Raw genomic sequence first — 18,495 nt, 5'->3', positions numbered from 1 at the left:
AACCTGCGTACCGGACAGTCTAGCCCGGGCGGGGTCGCGGCTAGTCCTCGGCCGCGGCGCGCAGATAGGCGCCGTAGCCCGATTTGTCGAGGCCGGCGGCCAGGCGCAGCAGCTGTTCGCGGTCGATGAAGCCCTCGCGGTAGGCAGCCACCTCGGGCGATCCCAGAACGGTGCCGGTGCGCTTCTGGATGACCTCGACGTAGGCGGAGGCCTCGCTCATCGAATCCACGGTGCCGGTGTCCAGCCACACGTCGCCGCGGCGCATGCGCTTGACCGAGAGTTCCCCGCGGCGCAGGTATTCCTCGTTGACGGCGGTGATTTCCAGCTCCCCGCGGGCCGAGGGCTGAATGGACCGGGCGATCTCGCAGACCTGCTTGTCGTAGAAGTACAGGCCGACGACGGCGTGGCTGGACTTCGGGTGTTCCGGCTTCTCCTCGATGCTGATGGCCCGCCCGTCGGGGGCGAACTCCACCACGCCGTAGCGCTGGGGATCGGAGACCTCGTAGGCGAAGATGACGCCCCCGTGCGGGGATCGGCACTCGGGCAGGGCGCTGCTGAAGCCGTGGCCGTCGAAGATGTTGTCGCCCAAAACGAGGGCGACGTCGTCGCCGCCGATGAACTCCTCGCCGATGATGAAGGCCTGCGCCAGGCCCTCGGGACGGGGCTGGACCGCGTAGGAGAGCATGAGGCCCAGCTGGGATCCGTCGCCGAGCAGGCGCTGGAAGGAGGCGGAATCCTCCGGGGTGGTGATGATGAGGATCTCCCGGATGCCCGCCTGGATCAGGGTGGACAGCGGGTAGTAGACCATCGGCTTGTCGTAGATCGGCATGAGCTGCTTAGAGATCCCCTGGGTGATGGGGTAGAGCCGCGTGCCGGAACCGCCGGCCAGGATGATGCCTTTCATGCTTTAAAAGTCTAGCTTTCCGCTTCCCCGGCGGCCGGGTACAACGCCAGGTAGAGGGCCAGGGCGGCCCGCCAGTTCTGGGGCCGGAAGCCGGTGGCCTCCAGCTTGCTCAGATCGAGGGTCGACTCGGCCGGGCGCGGGGCCGCGCCGGGCTGGGCGAAGTGATCGGTGGTGGTCGGGTGGACCTCGGCCGGATCGTGCCCGATGCCGATGAAGGCGGCCATCGCCAGCTCGTCCCGCCCGACGGTGTCACCGGAGTTGGTGACGTTGTAGACGCCGTACTCGGCCCCGGAGTCCAGCAGGTGGGCGATGGCCTTGGCCAGGTCCTCGGCGAAGGTGGGGCGGCCGCGCTGATCGGCGACGACCTCGGGCTCCACCCCGCGCAGGGCGAGGCCGCGCATGGCCTCGACGAAGTTGTTGCCGTCGCCGAAGACCCAGCTGGTGCGCACCACGTAGTGGCGGGCGGTGGCCTGGGCGGCGGCATCGCCAGCCGCCTTCGATGCCCCATACACGCTCAGCGGGCTCACCGGTTCTTGCTCGGTGTGGAGCTTCTCGGTGCCGTCGAAGATGTAGTCGCTGCTGACGTGCACCAAGGTCAGGTTGTGGGCGCTAGCGATTCCGGCCAGCCGCGCCACCGCCTCCGCGTTGACGGCCCAGGCGCCTGCGCGATCGCGCTCGGCCCCGTCGACGTTGTTGTAGGCGGCGCAGTTGATGATCGCGGAATACTCGCGCCAGCGGCGGGCCTCGGCGAGGCGGGGGTCGGTGATGTCGAGATCGGCGCGGGTGGCGAACTCGGCGTGGGGCAGGATCCGCCGGAGGGCGCGCCCCAGCTGCCCGTCGGCGCCGGTGACCAGGACCTTGCGCGGGGGCATCGGGGTCGCCTCGGAAAGCTGCGGGTGGGCCGCGTCCTTGTCGGAGATCTCGGTCGGATCCAGCGGCCAGTCCACCAGGTCGAGGTTGACGGCCGGGTAGGTGGCCTCCGGGGACCAGTGATCGTTGACCAGGTAGGAATAGGCGGTCGGCTCCAGGGCCTGGAAGCCGTTGGCCACCCCGCGGGGGACGAAGACGGCCGTGTCGGGGCCGATCGCGGTGGTGACCAACTCCCCGTAGGTCTCGGATCCTTCCCGCAGATCGCACCAGGCCCCGAAGACCTTGCCGTAGGCGACGGAGACCAGCTTGTCCCAGGGCTCGGCGTGCAGGCCCCGGGTCACCCCGGCGGTCGCGTTGAAGGACACGTTGTTTTGGACCGGCGCGAAGTCGGGGAGGCCGGCCGCGACCATCTTCTCCCGCTGCCAGTTCTCCTTGAACCAGCCCCGGTCATCCCCGTGGACGTCCAAGTCCACAATGAGGAGCCCCTCGATGCCCGTGGTGCGAATGTCCATTCTGTCCTTCCGTGGTTCTTAGCTGCTAGGTCTGGTTTTGAGTCTGGTAGTGGGTCTGGTTGTTAGACCTGGTTGTTAAACCTTGGCCGATCCTACTGTCCCTGCCGCGCGTAGCCGGCCTCGACGTCCTGCTTGCTGGCCTCCCACCAGTCGCGGTTGTTGGCGTACCACGCGATGGTGTCTTCCAGGCCGGCCCGCAGATCCGTGAACCGCGGGGTCCAGCCGAGTTCGGTGCGCAGCTTGGTCGCGTCCATGGCGTAGCGCTGGTCGTGCCCGGGCCGGTCCGCCACGTGGTCGAAGCCGTCGGCCCCCATGAGGTCGCAGATGATTTCCATGACCTGCAGGTTGCTGGTGTCGGGTTGGTCGGCGCCGATGTTGTAGGTCTCGCCCAGCCGGCCGCGTTCCAGGATGTCGATCACGGCCCGGTTGTGGTCGTCGACGTGGATCCAGTCGCGCACCTGCTCCCCGGTGCCGTACAGCTTCGGGCGCAGGCCGGACAGGATATTCGTGATCTGGCGGGGGATGAACTTCTCGATGTGCTGGTACGGGCCGTAATTGTTCGAGCAGTTCGACACCGTCACGGGCAGGCCGAAGGACCGCGCCCAGGCGCGCACCAGGTGATCGGATCCCGCCTTCGATGACGAGTACGGCGACGACGGCTGATACGCCGTCGATTCCGTAAAGCGCGTGTCGGCCCCAATCTCCAGATCGCCGAAGACCTCGTCGGTAGAAACGTGGTGGAAGCGGGTCCCGCGGGCGCGGGCGGCTTCAAGCAGGGTAAACGTGCCCACCAGGTTGGTCTGGATGAACGGCGACGGGTCGCGCAGGGAGTTGTCGTTGTGGGACTCGGCTGCGAAGTGGACCACGGCGTCAACGTCCCGCATGACCTGGTTAACCAGTTCTACGTCCGCGATGTCGCCCTGGACGAAGGAGCAGCGGTCCCCCTCCAGATCGGCGATGCTGGCGCGGTTCCCCGCGTAGGTCAGCTTGTCGAGGACGACCACCGAGTAGTCGGTTTCCGCTAGGGTCAGCCGGACGAAATTGGAACCGATGAAGCCGGCCCCGCCGGTCACGAGCAACGTAGACATAATGGTCACCATCCTACTTCAGCGGATCCCGCGGAGCCTGCCACCGCCATCTCCCGCTCCAAAGTTCTGCAGCCAACTCCCGCAGCCAACCCCCCGCTGGCAACTCCCGCTGCCAGCACTTACCGTTAGATCCCCGCCAAGATCCCCGGCGACCATCTCCCACCCCGAGCAGCCCAGTGGACCCAAGCTGCCCCGAACAGTCCTCAGCAGCCCCGGGCAGCTCCGAACAGCCCCGAGGAGCCTCAAGAGCCCAGGCACGCGTGAATCCCCGCCAGGACACACGGGCGTGCCCTTGGCAGGGGAGGGTGAACAGGGACAACATCTTAACTAAACAAAGGAGCCTGGCTGTGCGACTTTGGCGGGGGATCCTCGGCGCCGGGGCTAGCCCCTGCGGTTGGTGCCCCGCGGTGGCGGACCTTATGGCCGCACGATTGCTGGGCCGCGGGCGATTCGTTGAACCGCAGCGGTTGTCCCGGCCCGGCCCGGTGGCCGGTGCGCCCGGTATCGGGGGACCTGTCGGCGTGGCCCATGTTGTTGGCACCATCCCGGAAGTCGTTGTTATCCACGTGATGGCGCCGGCACCGGAGCGTGAGGTTGGAAATATCGGTATCTCCTCCCAAAGCCCAGGCGATGACGTGGTGGACGTCGCAGTCAATCCAGGCCCGGTTGCAGTCCGGGTGGGTGCACACCAGCTCGGAGGCGGCCAGGGCAATCTTTTGCCAGAGGCTCGCCGTGCGCTTATTGCGCGCTAGCTCGAGCGGGAAGCCGTGGGGGTCGAGGACGCAGAGGAAGTCGTGCTCAGCCAGCCCCATCCGGAGAAGGTCGAGCGGGCTGACCGAGATTCCCGCGGTGGTGGGGAAGCGGCTGTCGCCGGTCATGTTCTCGAGGTCGTCCATGGTGAGGGTGACCAGAAGGCCCGCCGCACCACCGGTGGACTGGTCCTTGGAGGATAGGTACCGCCGGCAGATATAGCGCAGGTGGTCCACGTTGCGTTCTTGGAAGCTGCGCTTGTCTTCCTGGTCCAGCCCGCTTTCCTTCAAAGCGGCGTTATCCGCGTTGCGGGCGTTCGCCAGGGCGCTCTTGACGAGCGCGGCGGTGGCGGGGTCCAGGTAGCCGCGGACGTGCACGCCGCCGTCGGCGTCCGGGTTGGACAGGGATAGCCGGCGCTTCTTGTAGGCTGCGTCCTTGTCCTTGGTGCCTTCCGGGGTGCGGGCGGCCAGGTTGGCGTTCTTAATCTGCTTGCGCAGCCAGTCCCGCAGCGTGTGCAGCGAGGTATCTTTTGCCTTTTCCAGGGCCTGCTCGCGCAGCTGCTTGCGGCCCGGGGTGGCGTGCTGATTGAGGTGCTTGAGCTCCGACTCAATCATCGCCAGCACCTTGGCGCTGGTGGTTTGGCCGTCCTCCAGGAGGCGCTTGCGGCGACGCTCCTCAGCTTCCTTTTCCGCCTGTGCGCGGCGCTGCGCTTCCGCGTCGGCGGCCTGCTGGCGGGCGCGCTCCTCATCGCTGACAGCCTGGGCGTCGTCGGGCAGGGGAGTCGGTTCCGGGGCGGGCGCGGCCTCCTCGAGAGGGCTGAACAGATCGCGGCCGGTCTCGAGACGCTCCCGGGCGGTGGCAAAATCCAGGCCGAGGCGTGCCATGAGGTAGTCGATGGCCTTGGATGAGCCGACCTGGCGGCCGGCGTCGTCGCGCTCGGCGAGGAAGGCGAAGGCGGCATCGATGACGGTCTTGTTGTTGAAGGCGTATTCGAAGGCCTCGAAGCCGCGGTGAAGGCGTCCAAAGGACAGGTCTTCGGGTTTCTTCATCAGGGAGCGTAACCGCTCCATGGAGCCAGAGATTTCTTTGAGCGTTGCTAGGATTTCGTCGTGCTGGTCAGTCATGGCGGTCACCCCCTAAGGAACCGTCGTATAGAACCTTTGTTCGCTTACGTGTTCTAGTATACCGACGAAAAAGCCCGTGTCAACAGCAAAAAAGAAAATATGTTCGAATTTTCTAAAGTCCCTGTTCGCCAGAGCTGGCTTAGTTTAAGCCGAAACTAAATTAGGCCGCGAACCAAGCCAACCCAGCCAACCAAGCCAACCAAGCCAACCAAGCCAACCAAGCCAACCCAGCACCAACTACTCCGGGAACCGCGGCAACTCCCGCTCGTTCAGCCATTGGTTCCAGAGGCCCTCCACGTCCGCAACAGAAACACCGGAAGCGCCCTCTTCTGCGTCTTCTACAGCCCCCGTCAGAGCCTCCCAGAAGTCCTGCGCAACCACGTTTCCGTGCTGGTTATCGGCGAGGTAGGAGCGGACGAGGGGGAAGAAGGTGGCATCGCCAAGCAGGCGCCGCAGGGAGTGGATGAACAGGGCGCCGCGCTTGTAGACGCGGTCGTCGAACATGTCGCGGGTGCCGGGGTCGCCCAGCAGGAGGTCGTGGGGCTTGCGGGAGAGGACCAAGTAGTGGGAGTGGGCGGCATCGTGGGCCGTGGCCTGGCCGGTGTGCTCGCCCCAGAGCCACTCGCAGTAGCAGGCGAAACCCTCGTTGAGCCAGATGTCCTGCCAGCGGCTGAGGCCCACCGCGTTGCCGAACCACTGGTGGGAAAGCTCGTGGAAGATGAGCCGCTCAAAGGCGTGGTCGCCGCGCACGTGGTTGGAGCCAAAGATGGAAATGCCCTGCGCCTCCAGCGGGATTTCTAGTTCGTCTTCGGTCACGACCACGCGGTAGTCGGGGAAGGGGTACGGCCCGAAGGTCTCGGCCAAGAAATCGAGCATCTCCTGCTGGCGCCCGAATTCCTCGGTCACCTGTTCACGCAGGTCCGCGGGCGCGTACGCCACCGTGTTGGGGCCCAGGCGGAACTCGCTGAACTCGCCCACCTGCACCGTCGCCAGGTAGGTCGCCATAGGCTTATCGATGCGGTAGTGCCACGCCGTCCGCGACGACCCCGCCGTGGCCTTGTCGACCAGCGTGCCGTTGGCGACGACGGTGAAGGGGTCGTCGGCCGTGATGGCGAGGTCAAAGGTCGCCTTCTGGCTCGGGTGGTCGTCGCACGGGAACCAGCTCGGCGCCCCGTTGGGCTGGCTGGCGACTAGGGAACCGGATTCGGTTTCCTCCCAACCGATTTCACCCCAGGGGCTGGCGATGGGCCGCGGGTTGCCGCCGTAGTGGATAGCCAGCGTGATTTCTGCCCCCGATGCCACCGGCTCCGCAAAGGAAATCCGCAGCTTGCCGCCCGAGGTCTTAAAGCGGGCCACCCGCGGGCCCCCGGGGCAGCTAACGCGGCGCACCGCCATCGCGGGGCCCAAGTCGAGCTGCAGGGCGTTCAGGTCTTCCTCGCCCACCTCGATGGTCAGCGTGGCCTGCGCAGACAGCAGGTTGGGCTCGACCTTGTAGTCCAGCTCCAGCTGGTAGTGGCGCACCCGAAAGCCCAGGTTGTAGTCAACCTTGGTGTACGGGTCCCGGGTGGCGTTAGAGGCAACCCCGGCACTAGAACCAGCAACAGCAGAAAGGGCGGTAGAAGAAAGCATCATGATAGATGCTAAGTCTACCGCCCTTGCAGAAAGCCCCAGGAGCCAGTCCGAGAACCGGCGTTAAGGCCCGCGCTTAGAACGCAGCGTTAGTTGTAGAAGGCCTGCCAGAAGGTGGCCCAGGACTTCTCCAGGTCCTCGCGCCAGCCGGTCCAGTTGTGGACGCCGGCGTTGCGGAAGTTGTAGGTAGCCGGGATCTTCTGGGAGTCCAGCTTGGCCTTGAGGTTGTGGGTGCAGTGGTTGACGCCGGCCTCGATGACGCCGCCCTCGACCTGGTTGATGGCGGAGCCGACGGCGGCCTCAGCCTGGCTGGCGCCCTTGGACTGCAGGTAGCTCGGCATGGCGGTCTCATCGGCTAGGCCGGAACCGGAGGAGATGTAGAGCTTGGTGCCGCGCAGCTTCTCCGAGTTCATCAGGGCGTCGTTGTAGCGGTTGTTCGCGGAGCCCTGGCGGCCCCACATCTGCTCCGGCTGGCCGCCGCCCCGGTTGACGGTCAGGCGCAGGAACTCGTATTCCATCGGGTAAGCGGTGGCGGCGCAGCCGGCGAAGGAGCCGACGGCGTCGTAGAAACCCTGGTTGTGCTGGGCCAGCAGCAGCGAGGAGGTCGCGGACATGGACATGCCGGCGATGGCGCGCTTGTTGTTGGCCTGCAGGCGGGACTCGATCGAGCCCGGCAGCTCCTTGGTCAGGAAGGTCTCCCACTTCTGCGGGCCCTGCAGGTACTTGCCGTTCGGGGTCTGCTCCCAGTCGGTGTAGTAGGAGAAGGCGCCGGCCTGCGGGATGACCACGTTGACCTTCTTGTCGGCGTAGAAGTCGACGGTCTGGGCCTTGGACAGCCAGTCCGCGTCCTGCTCGGCGCTGCCGGCACCGTTGAGCAGGTAGATGGTGGGGCGGTTGGGCTCGCCCGCCGGGATGACGGCCAGCGGAATCTGGCGGCCATTCATGGCCGGAGAGCTAGCCTGCAGCTTGAGTACCCGGTCGTCGTCCTTGTACTGCTTGTACCACTTGGAGTTCGCGACGGCGTCGGTGACCTGCAGGTCGCTAACCTCTGAGACTGGGGCGCCGCCGTTGACGTCAGCCGGGGTCAGGGTGGCAGCGGTGGCCGCCGGGACGGCGGTGGCCGTGGCAGCCAGGGCTGCGGTGGCCAGGAGGGTACTCAGTCGCTTCATGCTAGCGCTCTCTTTCTGGTTATGTTCTTAGTTCTTTAATTCTCGCCGAAGGCCCGCTCGAAGGTCGGCCAGGACTCGCTGATGTCCTTGATCCAGCCCGGCCAGGAGTGGGTACCGGTGTTGCGGAAGTTCCAGTCCGCCGGGATGGACAGGGAGTCCATCTTGGCCTTCAGGTCGTGGGTGCAGGCGTTCATGGCCGCCTCGATGACGCCGCCCTCGATGGTGAGGGTGGAGGACCCGGCCAGCGCGGTCGACAGGTCAGCGCCCTGGTTCATCAGGTGGGAGACGGTGTCTTCCTTGCCCACCAGGCCGGAGTTGGCGGACACGTAGATCTCGTGGCCGCGGAGCTTCTCAGCGTTGGCGAGGCCGTCGTAGCGGCGGTTCTCGGCGGAGCCGCGGGCGCCCCAGATCTGCTCCGGGGTGGCGCCGCCGCGGTTGACGGTCAGGCCGACGAACTGGTGCGGCAGCACCGTCGAGGTGGCGGCGCAGCCGGAGAAGGAACCGACCGCGTCGTAGAGGTCCGGGTGCTGCTGGGCGAGCACCAGCGCGGAGGTCGCGGACATGGACATGCCGGCGATGCCGCGCTTGCCGTTACCGTTGATGGTCTGCTCCAGTGCGCCCGGCAGCTCCTGGGTCAGGAAGGTCTCCCACTTCTGCGGGCCCTTCAGGTACTTGCTGTTGGGGTCCTTCTGCCAGTCGAAGTAGTAGGAGAAGGCGCCGGCCTGCGGGATGACCACGTTGATGCCCTTGTCGACGTAGAAGTCCACCATGTCCTGGGTGCCTTCCTTGGTCGGGTCGACATCCTTGCGGTAGGTCTGCTTGATCCACTCCATGTCCTGGTCCGCGCCGCCGGCGCCGTTGAGCAGGTACAGGGTCGGGCGGGCCTGGTCGAAGTTGCCGTCCGGGGTGATGACCGCCAGCGGGATTTCGCGCCCGCCCATAGCCGGCGAGGTGGCGTTGAAGGCCTTGACGTGCTCGCGGTTGAAGGAGCTGGCCTGGGCATAGGCCATCCACTGCTTACCGCTGGCCATCTTGGACGGGCTGATGACGCGCTTGCCCTCGGCGTTGGTGGACCATGCCGGGGCGGTCTCCTGCGCCAGGTCGATCTCCGTGATGACGGACTCGCCGGCCGCGGTCTCTGCTTCCTCGGCAGCGGCGTCGGACTGCGCGGACTCGGGAGCGTTCTCGTCGCCCAGGATGGCGTCGTCAATTGCCGGATCCTCGGCCGGCTCTTCCAGGTCGGCAACAGCCTCCGAGTCAACAGCCTCCGAATCACCAGCCTCCGGAGCAGCGGCCGGGCTATCGATGGCCGGGCTTTCGACGGCCGGCTCGTCAGCCAGGGCCGGGGAGACGCAAAGGCCAAGGGCAAGGGCGGTGGCGGCGGTGGTGCCAACCAGCGGGCGAATAATCTTCATAAGGTTAACGCTTCCTGAGAGAGGGGCCCTTTTCGCAAAGGGTAGAGAGAGTTTCCTGACTGGTTATCGTAGGCGCAAACAAAGTTGTTAGCAGCTGTCCGTCAGCTGAAATTTTTCAGCAAATCCCAGCCTAAAACAAACAACTGTCGCTCACAGTGCGAATATAGCTTAGCAGCCGGACATGAAACAGGTGGTGTGCAAGTGAAAGGTGTGTCATAATCTAGGGGGTTTCCGGCTGTCGATGCCGGCTAGCCGCCCGGAAGTTCCCCGCCGACGTAACGCGAGCTGGGAATTTTTCGTTAAAATAACCGCACCGCTTTACCGCGTTCGCGCTGTCTCTCCACCGTTTACAGAAGGGTTTTTAAGAATGAACGCTTTCGACACCATCTTGGTCCAGATCAACGAATTCCTGGGCGGCCTCGTCCACGCTGGTTCCTCCACCTCGTCGACCATCGCTCTGGCCCTGGGGATGTTCTAAACACAAGATCCCCAGCCGATTGGCTGGCCAGACCCCCAGTAGCCGCGCTTTGTTTGCCCCTTTGGCAGACAGCGTGGCCAAAGTTACGTATCCTGTAGGACGTGACTAATGAACATTATGACGTTGTAGTACTCGGCGCGGGCCCTGGCGGCTACGTCGCCGCCATCCGCGCAGCCCAGCTCGGCAAGAAGGTAGCCGTGGTGGAGAAGCAGTACTGGGGCGGTATCTGCCTCAATGTCGGCTGCATCCCCTCCAAGGCGCTGCTGAAGAATGCCGAGGTGGCCCACACCTTCAACCACGAGGCCAAGGACTTTGGTATCTCCGGTGAGGTCTCCTTCGATTATGGGGCAGCCCACAAGCGTTCCCGCAAGGTTTCTTCGGGCATCGTCAAGGGCGTGCACTATCTGATGAAGAAGAACAAGATCACCGAGGTCAACGGCCTGGGTTCCTTTAAGGACGCCAAGACGATTGAGATCACCGAAGGTGACGACAAGGGCAAGACCCTCACCTTCGACGACTGCATCATCGCCACCGGATCCGTCGTTAAGTCCCTGCCGGGCGTTGAGATCGGGGGCAACATCGTCTCCTTCGAGGAGCAAATCCTCAAGGAAGACGCTCCCGAGTCCATGGTCATCGTGGGCGCCGGCGCCATCGGCATGGAGTTCGCTTACGTCCTGGCCAACTACGGCGTGGACGTGACCATCGTGGAATTCATGGACCGCGTCCTGCCGAACGAGGACAAGGACGCCTCCAAGGAGATCGCCAAGCAGTACAAGAAGCTGGGCGTGACCCTGAAGACCGGTTACAAGACCACCTCCATCAAGGACAACGGCGACGACGTGACCGTCGAGATCGAGTCCAAGGACGGCGAGAAGACCGAGACCCTGACCGTCGATCGCTGCATGGTCTCCATCGGCTTCGCCCCGCGCACCGAGGGCTACGGCCTGGAAAACACCGGTGTCGAGCTCACCGACCGCGGCGCCATCGCCATCGATGAGCGCATGCGCACCAACGTCGACGGCATCTACGCCATCGGCGACGTCACCGCCAAGCTGCAGCTGGCCCACGTGGCCGAGGCGCAGGGCGTGGTGGCCGCCGAGACCATCGCCGGCGCCGAGACCCAGGAGCTGGGCGACTACCAGATGATGCCGCGCGCGACCTTCTGTAACCCGCAGGTTGCTTCCTTCGGCTACACCGAGGAGGCCGCGAAGGAGAAGTTCCCGGACCGCGAGATCAAGGTCGCCAGCTTCCCGTTCTCCGCGAACGGCAAGGCCGCGGGCCTGAACGAGACCGCCGGCTTCGTCAAGCTGGTTGCTGACGCCGAGTTCGGCGAGCTGCTGGGCGGCCACATGGTCGGCGCCAACGTCTCGGAGCTCCTGCCGGAGCTGACCCTGGCCCAGCGCTTCGACCTGACCACCGAGGAAATCGGCCGCAACATCCACACGCACCCGACCCTGTCGGAGGCGATGAAGGAAGCTGCCGAGGGCATCGGCGGCCACATGATCAACCTCTAACATGATCAACCTCTAAGGAGCCTTCCTTAGGCGCCTATCCGGATTCCCTGCCCCACCTGTTGGGGGAGGGAATTTTTGCGTTTTATAGACCGAGCGGTTCGAATTTTGCTAGGCTGCGCTAGACCGCTTAGTTCATGGGCATGCCCAGGCCGGGCGCGCCGAATAACGCAAAGGACAAACGCATGAAGCTTCGCCGCATTATCGCTACCGCCACCGCCGTGGCCGTCGCCAGCACCGGGCTGGCGGCCTGCTCTAGCTCCGACGGGGAGGGCAAGGACCAGAAGATCGTCGTCGGCACCACCGATGCCGCGAAGAAGGCCTGGACCGCCTTCGAGGAGGTAGCCGAGGAGAACGGCTTCAACATCGAGGTCGAGAACTTCGAGGACTACGCCACCCCGAACGTCGCGCTGGCGCAGAGCCAGAACGACATCAACAACTTCCAGACCCTGCGCTTCCTGGCGGAGTACAACGTGGGCAACGCCGAGGACCTCGTGCCGATCGTCTCCACGGAGATCGTGCCGCTCGCGCTGTTCTGGAAGGACCACGACTCCCTGGACGGCATCGAGGGCGAGACGGTGGCCATCCCGAACGACCCGTCCAACCAGGGCCGCGCGCTCAACGTGCTGGCCGCCGCGGGCCTGGTCGAGCTGACCGTCGAGGGCAGCCTCTCGCCGACGCCGGCCGACGTCGACGAGGCCAAGTCCAAGGTCAAGGTCACCACCGTCGATGCCGCCCAGACCACCTCCGCGTGGGGCGAGGGCACCCCGGCCGTCATCAACAACTCCTTCCTGGAGCGCGCCGGCATCGACCCGACCACCGCCGTGGCCCAGGACGATCCGGCTTCCGACGAGGCCGCGCCGTACATCAACGCCTTCGTCGTGCGCGCCGAGGACAAGGACAACGAGGTCTACCGCGAGCTGGCCCAGCTGTGGCACGACCCGAAGGTCCAGGCCGCCGTCGACGAGGACTCCCAGGGCACCTCCGTCCAGGTCCAGCGCTCCCCGGAGGAGATGGACGAGGTCCTGCAGCGCGTCATGGACGAGCTCGAGGCGGAATAGCCGCACCCACCCGCTTAGTACGGCGCCACCGCCGAGCGGTGCGTGTCGATGTCCAGCGCCTCGTGGATGGGCGGGAACGCCCGTTGGGCGCAGTTGCTGCGGGGGCAGATGCGGCAGCCGGCGCCGATCGGGGTGGCGCTGGACATGTCGGATAAATCGAGGCCGGCGGCGTAGACGGTGCGGTCGGCGTGCCGGGCCTCGCAGCCGAGCCCGATGGCGAACATCTTGTTGGTGTCGCCGTAGCGGCCCTGCAGGTACTGGACGGTCCGGGCCACCCACAGGTAGTTGCGGCCGTCCGGCATCTGCGCCAGCTGCCGGGAGATGGTGCCGGGCCGGGAGAAGGTCTCGTAGATATTCCACAGCGGGCAGGTTCCCCCGGAATTGGAAAAGTGCACTCCGGTGGCGGACTGCCGCTTGGACATGTTGCCCGCGCGGTCGACGCGCACGAAGGTAAAAGGAATGCCGCGCTGGTTGTCGCGCTGCAGGGTGGACAGCCGGGAGGCGACCGTCTCGTAGCCCACGCCGAAGGACTGGCACAAAAACTCCACGTCGTAGCCGGACTTCTCGGCTTCCGCGTGGATTAAGCCGTAGGGCAGCACGGTCGCGGCCGCGAAATAGCTAGCGATGCCGCGCAGCGCCAGCCGGCGCGAGGCCTGGGAGGTAAACGGCTCCTCGTCGGCGGCGTCCGTGATGAGATCACCGGCCTCCAAAAATCCCAGCTCCGTGGCCATGCGGAAGGCGCGCTGGCCCTCGGTCAGCCGGCTGGCCAGCAGCAGGGTGCCGGCCTCCCGGTCGAGCCGGTGGAGGGTGCCGTCGAGCTGGCCGACGGTCTTGATCTCCAGGTTGTGCTTGGAGCGCAGCCGGTCGGCCAGGGCCCGCTCGGTGTCGCGGATGTGGAAGGGCTCGACGCCCAACTCGCCGGCCAGGTCCTCGGCGTGGTGGTCGAGGCCGTCGAGGTAGTTCTGGCGGGCGTAGAAGAAGTCGCGGACCTCGTCGTGGGGCATCGATAGCGCCTGCGCGGAGTCCGTGACGCGGCGCGAGTCCGTGGCCAGGGAGAGCTTGTCGCGGACGTTGCGGTAGCGCCGGTGCATGTCCACCAGCGTGCGCGCGACGGTGGGGTGGTTGTAGACCAGCTCGGACAGCTCCTGCAGCTCCACGGGGGAGGGGCAGAGCTCCTTGTCCTGGATGACGTCCTGGATTTCGGCGAGCAGCCGGGAGTCGTCATCGCGGGAAAAGAACGTGGCGTCTACGCCGAAGACCTCGGTGATGCGCAGCAGGACGGGCACCGTCAGGGGGCGCACGTCGTGCTCGATCTGGTTCACGTAGCTAGCAGACAGGCCCAGGGTGGACGCCAGGGAGGCCTGGCTGAGGTCTCTTTCGCGTCGCAGCTGCCGCAGCCGGGAGCCCACGTAAGTCTTCGTCATGACGGTTAGATTACCTCCCTAATACCCCTATAACAGTGTTTTAGCAAATTTTGTGTGAAGGTTCTTAGCGGTGGTGTGAAAGTAGTGCTTAGGGGATAAAAGGTACGAACGTCCGGTTTTGAAAAACGCCCGATCCGGGGGCGATACCTGCGAAAGTATGACACCAATTGGGGTAAGTCATTCACCATTAACGCGCCGGGTGACCAACCTCACAAATGTCAAAATAATTACACAACACACGTGTTTTCTAATTGCGAGTTGCCAAGGTGGCGCCCCATTTCCTAAAACGCAGATTTGGACACCCTTACCTAAAGCTGGGGAATTTCGAGCAAGGCAAAATTTGCCTCCGGTCCTTTAGGCCAGCTCATAACTAGGAGAAGGGCCCATATCCTGCGTAAAGTCTAGGTTGACTATGGAGGTGTCATGACTTTGAAGAAACCTGACCGTGAGGCAATCGCTCACGGTCGTATCAGTGAAGAACCGATCCGCCAGACCCCCGGCGTCCCGTCGTGGGCTCTCAAGCTCATCATGGCGGTCAGCGGTCTCTTGTTCGCTTTGTTCGTCGTCGGCCACATGGCCGGCAACCTGAAGCTGTACATGCCCGCCCATGGCGGCGAGGAAGCCCTGGACGTCTACGGCGAGTTCCTGCGCTCCCTGGGTGAGCCGCTGCTGCCGCACGGCACGGCCCTGTGGATCATCCGCATCGTGCTCCTGGTTGCCCTGGTCGGCCACATCTACGGTGCCATCGCGCTGCACTCGCGCTCCAAGGCTTCGCGCGGCAGCTTCCGCCGCTCCAACCTGATGGGCGGCCTGGACTCTTTCGCTACCAAGTCCATGCTGGTCACCGGCATCGTGCTGCTGCTGTTCCTCATCTTCCACCTGCTGGACCTGACCATGGGCGTGGCCCCGGCCGCTCCGGACGCCTTCGTCCACGGCGCCGTCAAGGCCAACATGATTGCTACCTTCAGCCGCTGGCCCGTGACCATCTTCTACGTGCTGGCCATGTGCTGCCTGTTCCTGCACCTGACCCACGGCATCAAGCTGGCTGCGTCTGACCTGGGTATCACCGGCTACAAGTGGCGTCAGACCTTCCTGGTGCTGGCCTACCTGATTCCGGCCATCGTCTGCATTGGCAACATCGTTATGCCCCTGTCCGTCGCCTTTGGCTTCGTCAGTTAGTAACTAGGACTGATAGGAATATTTGAACCCATGACTAATACCGAACTGAAGCGAGAGCACCCGGACTTCTCGCACCCAGAGTCCATCGTCGAGGGCGTGCGCCCCGGCAAGATCCTGGAGTCGAACGAGCCCCACGGCGTCCCGATGAAGGACATGTGGAGCTACCAGAAGGACCACATGCAGCTGGTCTCCCCGCTGAACCGCCGCAAATTCGAGGTCCTCGTGGTCGGCACCGGCCTGTCCGCCGGCGCCGCTGCGGCCTCCCTCGGCGAGCTCGGCTACAACGTGAAGGTCTTCACCTACCACGACTCCCCGCGCCGTGCACACTCCATCGCGGCCCAGGGCGGCGTGAACTCTTCGCGCTCCAAGAAGGTCGACAACGACTCGGCTTACCGCCACACCAAGGACACCGTGAAGGGCGGCGACTACCGCTGCCGCGAGTCCGACTGTTGGCGCCTGGCCTCCGAGTCCGGCCGCGTCATCGACCACATGAACGCCATCGGCGCCCCGTTCGCCCGTGAGTACGGCGGCACCCTGGCCACCCGTTCCTTCGGTGGTGTGCAGGTCTCCCGTACCTACTACACCCGTGGCCAAACGGGTCAGCAGCTGCAGCTGTCGACCACCTCGGCGCTGTACCGCCAGATCGGCCTGGGCAACGTGGAGCTGTTCTCCCACCACGATCTGCAGGACATCATCACCTACGATGACAACGGGACCAAGCGCGCCGGCGGCATCGTCACCCGTAACCTGATTACCGGCGAGCTGAAGGCCTTCACCGGTCACGCCGTCATTCTGGGTACCGGTGGCTACGGCAACGTCTTCCACATGTCCACCCTGGCGAAGAACTCGAACGCCGGCGCCATGATGCGCGCTTACGAGCAGGGCGCCTACCTGGCCTCCCCGTCGTTCATCCAGTTCCACCCGACGGGCCTGCCGGTCAACTCCGAGTGGCAGTCGAAGACCATCCTGATGTCCGAGTCGCTGCGTAACGACGGCCGCATCTGGTCCCCGAAGACCGAAGGTGATGACCGCGACCCGAACTCCATCCCGGAGGAGGAGCGCGACTACTTCCTGGAGCGCCGCTACCCGGCCTTCGGCAACCTGGTCCCGCGTGACGTCGCCTCCCGCGCCATTTCCCAGCAGATCAACGCCGGCCTCGGCGTGGGCCCGCTGAAGAACTCGGTCTACCTGGACTTCCGCGACGCCATCGAGCGCCTCGGCAAGGACAAGATCCGCGAGCGCTACTCGAACCTGATCGAGATGTACAAGGAAGCCATCGGCGAGGACGCCTACGAGACCCCGATGCGCATCGCCCCGACCTGCCACTTCACCATGGGTGGCCTGTGGAGCGACTTCAACGAGATGACCTCCATCGACGGCCTGTTCGCCGCCGGTGAGTGCTCCTGGACCTACCACGGCGCTAACCGCCTGGGCGCTAATTCGCTGCTGTCGGCTTCCGTGGATGGCTGGTTCACCCTGCCGTTCACCATCCCGAACTACCTGGCCAACCACCTCGGTGAGGACAAGCTGGCCGAGGACTCCGAGGCCGCACAGCACGCCCTGGAGCGCGCGAAGGGCCGCATCGACCGCCTGATGAACGTCCGCGGCAACGACCCGCACGGCCCGGCCTACTACCACCGCAAGCTGGGCGAGCTCCTCTACTGGGGCTGCGGCGTGTCCCGTAACGTCGAGGATCTGAAGACCACCATCGGCAAGATCCGCGAGCTGCGCGCCGAGTTCTGGGCCAACGTCCGGATCCCGGGCTCCGCCGAGGACATGAACCAGGTGCTCGAGTACGGCGCCCGCGTGGCCGACTACTTGGACCTGGGTGAGCTGATGTGCATCGACGCCCTGGACCGCGACGAGTCCTGTGGCGCGCACTTCCGCGACGATCACCTGTCCGAGGACGGCGAGGCCGAGCGCGACGACGAGCACTGGTGCTTCGTCTCCGCTTGGGAGGCGGGCGAAGGTGAGCACGAGTTCATCCGCCACGCCGAGCCCCTGTACTTTGATTCGATCCCGCTGATGACAAGGAACTACAAGTAATGAAACTGACACTTGAGATCTGGCGTCAGGCCGGACCGACCCAAGAAGGCAAGTTTGAGACGGTCCAGGTCGACGACGCTGAAGAGCAGATGTCCATCCTGGAGCTGCTGGACCACGTCAACGACGGAATCATCGAGCGCGGCGAAGAGCCGTTCGCGTTCGCTTCCGACTGCCGCGAGGGCATCTGCGGCACCTGTGGTCTGACTGTTAACGGCCGCCCGCACGGCCCGGGCCAGAACACCCCGGCTTGCCAGCAGCGCCTGTTCCAGTTCAACGACGGCGACACCCTGAAGATCGAGCCCTTCCGCTCCGCGGCCTACCCGGTCATCAAGGACATGGTGGTCGACCGCAGCGCCCTCGATCACGTGATGGAGCAGGGTGGCTACGTCTCCATGGACGCCGGCACCGCCCCGGACGCCGACACCATGCACATCAACCACGAGACCGCCGAGTACTCGCTGGACCACGCGGCCTGCATCGGCTGCGGTGCCTGCGTGGCGGCCTGCCCGAACGGCGCAGCCCACCTGTTCACCGGCGCCAAGCTGGTGCACCTGTCGCTGATGCCGCTGGGCAAGGAAGAGCGCGGTCGTCGCGCCCGCAACATGGTCGACGACCTAGAGCAGAACTTCGGCCACTGCTCGCTGTACGGCGAGTGCGCCGACGTCTGCCCGGCCGGCGTTCCGCTGACCGCGGTCTCTGCGGTCACCCGCGAACGTGCCCGTGCTGCTTTCCGCGGCAAGGACGACTAGACTATAGTCAGTAGAGAAACACCAGTAACAACCGATTCCGGCAGAAAGTTCATCCCTATGAGCACTCATTCCCAGGCAATCGCGGATCACGCGAGCGAGACCTACCCGGAGTTTTCCGGCAAGATCCAGGACAACTACATCGAGGGCTACGAGCCCATGTCGTTCGCCGCACCGCACTCTTCGCTGCTGCGCACCTCCACCTGGGTGGGCATGGGCCTCATCATGGGCATCCTGCCGGCCATCGGCATCATCACCTGGGGCCTTGGCATTTATCTGTTCCCGAACGGCACCGCCTCCGAGGCGCACGTGGACACCACCATCATCATCGGTGTGGTCCTGGCCGTCATCATCACCATCGCGGCCATCGTCTCCGTGAAGTTCGGGCGCCGCTACTACCACCAGTACCGCAAGGAAACTGGTCGCGTTAACTAGGCCAAACGCCAAGGACACAAGCCGTACCCGCTGCCTGTGGGTGCGGTTTTTTCTTGCCCTAAAGGGCTTAACGATGCCACCTCGCCCGGCCCAGCACCCCGGCGCCGGGCCCCACATGAGGCAGAATGGTGAAGAGAAAACACACTGCGCGGCG

The 18,495-nt window shown here is 64.9% G+C and carries 14 protein-coding genes; 6 read left to right on the top strand and 8 right to left on the bottom strand.

What is annotated here, in order from left to right; translation table 11 throughout:
• Positions 1 to 40 precede the first annotated feature (40 nt).
• The 7 genes from rfbA to VVR85_RS08260 form a co-directional block, all read right to left on the bottom strand.
• Positions 41 to 904, bottom strand: coding sequence for a glucose-1-phosphate thymidylyltransferase RfbA (gene rfbA, locus VVR85_RS08290; RefSeq protein ID WP_368520451.1), 864 nt, complete (start codon positions 902 to 904; stop codon positions 41 to 43).
• Between the two features lie 11 nt (positions 905 to 915).
• Positions 916 to 2,286, bottom strand: coding sequence for a dTDP-4-dehydrorhamnose reductase (gene rfbD / locus VVR85_RS08285; RefSeq protein WP_368520450.1), 1,371 nt, complete (start codon positions 2,284 to 2,286; stop codon positions 916 to 918).
• A gap of 92 nt (positions 2,287 to 2,378) precedes the next feature.
• Positions 2,379 to 3,377: a dTDP-glucose 4,6-dehydratase gene (gene rfbB, locus VVR85_RS08280; protein WP_368520594.1), complete on the bottom strand. Its 999-nt coding sequence runs from the start codon at positions 3,375 to 3,377 to the stop codon at positions 2,379 to 2,381.
• 320 nt (positions 3,378 to 3,697) lie between these two features.
• Entirely contained in the window at positions 3,698 to 5,248 is a 1,551-nt protein-coding gene (locus VVR85_RS08275; protein ID WP_368520449.1) for a DUF222 domain-containing protein, read from the bottom strand.
• A 237-nt stretch (positions 5,249 to 5,485) separates the two neighbouring features.
• Positions 5,486 to 6,880, bottom strand: a complete 1,395-nt coding sequence (locus VVR85_RS08270; RefSeq protein ID WP_368520448.1) for a M1 family metallopeptidase — start codon at positions 6,878 to 6,880, stop codon at positions 5,486 to 5,488.
• Positions 6,881 to 6,966: 86 nt separating this feature from the next.
• Positions 6,967 to 8,046 carry an alpha/beta hydrolase gene (locus tag VVR85_RS08265; protein ID WP_368520447.1) on the bottom strand — a complete coding sequence of 360 codons (1,080 nt, stop codon included), beginning with the start codon at positions 8,044 to 8,046 and terminating at the stop codon, positions 6,967 to 6,969.
• 35 nt (positions 8,047 to 8,081) lie between these two features.
• Positions 8,082 to 9,461: an alpha/beta hydrolase-fold protein gene (locus tag VVR85_RS08260; RefSeq protein WP_368520446.1), complete on the bottom strand. Its 1,380-nt coding sequence runs from the start codon at positions 9,459 to 9,461 to the stop codon at positions 8,082 to 8,084.
• A 579-nt stretch (positions 9,462 to 10,040) separates the two neighbouring features.
• On the opposite strand from VVR85_RS08260, the gene lpdA reads away from it, so the two are divergent.
• Both lpdA and VVR85_RS08250 read left to right on the top strand, forming a co-directional pair.
• Positions 10,041 to 11,453 (top strand): dihydrolipoyl dehydrogenase, encoded by a 1,413-nt coding sequence (gene lpdA, locus VVR85_RS08255; protein WP_368520445.1) that lies wholly within the window; start codon positions 10,041 to 10,043, stop codon positions 11,451 to 11,453.
• 182 nt (positions 11,454 to 11,635) lie between these two features.
• The gene (locus VVR85_RS08250) at positions 11,636 to 12,511 is read left to right on the top strand and encodes a MetQ/NlpA family ABC transporter substrate-binding protein (RefSeq protein WP_368520444.1); all 876 of its coding nucleotides are present in this window, start codon (positions 11,636 to 11,638) and stop codon (positions 12,509 to 12,511) included.
• 14 nt (positions 12,512 to 12,525) lie between these two features.
• Here VVR85_RS08250 and ramB read toward each other — a convergent pair whose 3' ends face one another.
• Complete coding sequence (gene ramB, locus VVR85_RS08245; protein WP_368520443.1) at positions 12,526 to 13,935, bottom strand: acetate metabolism transcriptional regulator RamB; 1,410 nt, start codon at positions 13,933 to 13,935, stop codon at positions 12,526 to 12,528.
• 423 nt (positions 13,936 to 14,358) lie between these two features.
• Between ramB and VVR85_RS08240 the strand changes: the two genes are divergently transcribed.
• Genes VVR85_RS08240 through VVR85_RS08225 form a run of 4 tightly spaced genes read left to right on the top strand, consistent with a single transcriptional unit; the run spans position 14,359 to position 18,341 of the window.
• Positions 14,359 to 15,114, top strand: a complete 756-nt coding sequence (locus tag VVR85_RS08240; protein ID WP_290224413.1) for a succinate dehydrogenase cytochrome b subunit — start codon at positions 14,359 to 14,361, stop codon at positions 15,112 to 15,114.
• Between the two features lie 30 nt (positions 15,115 to 15,144).
• The gene (locus VVR85_RS08235) at positions 15,145 to 17,160 is read left to right on the top strand and encodes a fumarate reductase/succinate dehydrogenase flavoprotein subunit (RefSeq protein ID WP_368520442.1); all 2,016 of its coding nucleotides are present in this window, start codon (positions 15,145 to 15,147) and stop codon (positions 17,158 to 17,160) included.
• Complete coding sequence (locus VVR85_RS08230; protein ID WP_290224417.1) at positions 17,160 to 17,909, top strand: succinate dehydrogenase/fumarate reductase iron-sulfur subunit; 750 nt, start codon at positions 17,160 to 17,162, stop codon at positions 17,907 to 17,909. Before VVR85_RS08235 ends, VVR85_RS08230 begins: the two co-directional genes overlap by 1 nt.
• Before the next feature lie 57 nt (positions 17,910 to 17,966).
• A complete protein-coding gene (locus VVR85_RS08225; RefSeq protein ID WP_368520441.1) occupies positions 17,967 to 18,341 on the top strand; it encodes a hypothetical protein in 375 nt (124 codons plus the stop codon).
• Positions 18,342 to 18,495 lie beyond the last annotated feature (154 nt).

Source organism: Corynebacterium sp. LK2590 (assembly GCF_040946105.1).
Taxonomy (GTDB): domain Bacteria; phylum Actinomycetota; class Actinomycetes; order Mycobacteriales; family Mycobacteriaceae; genus Corynebacterium.
The sequence above is the reverse complement of the archived record's forward strand: the minus strand, read 5'-3'. Positions and strand labels throughout refer to the sequence as shown.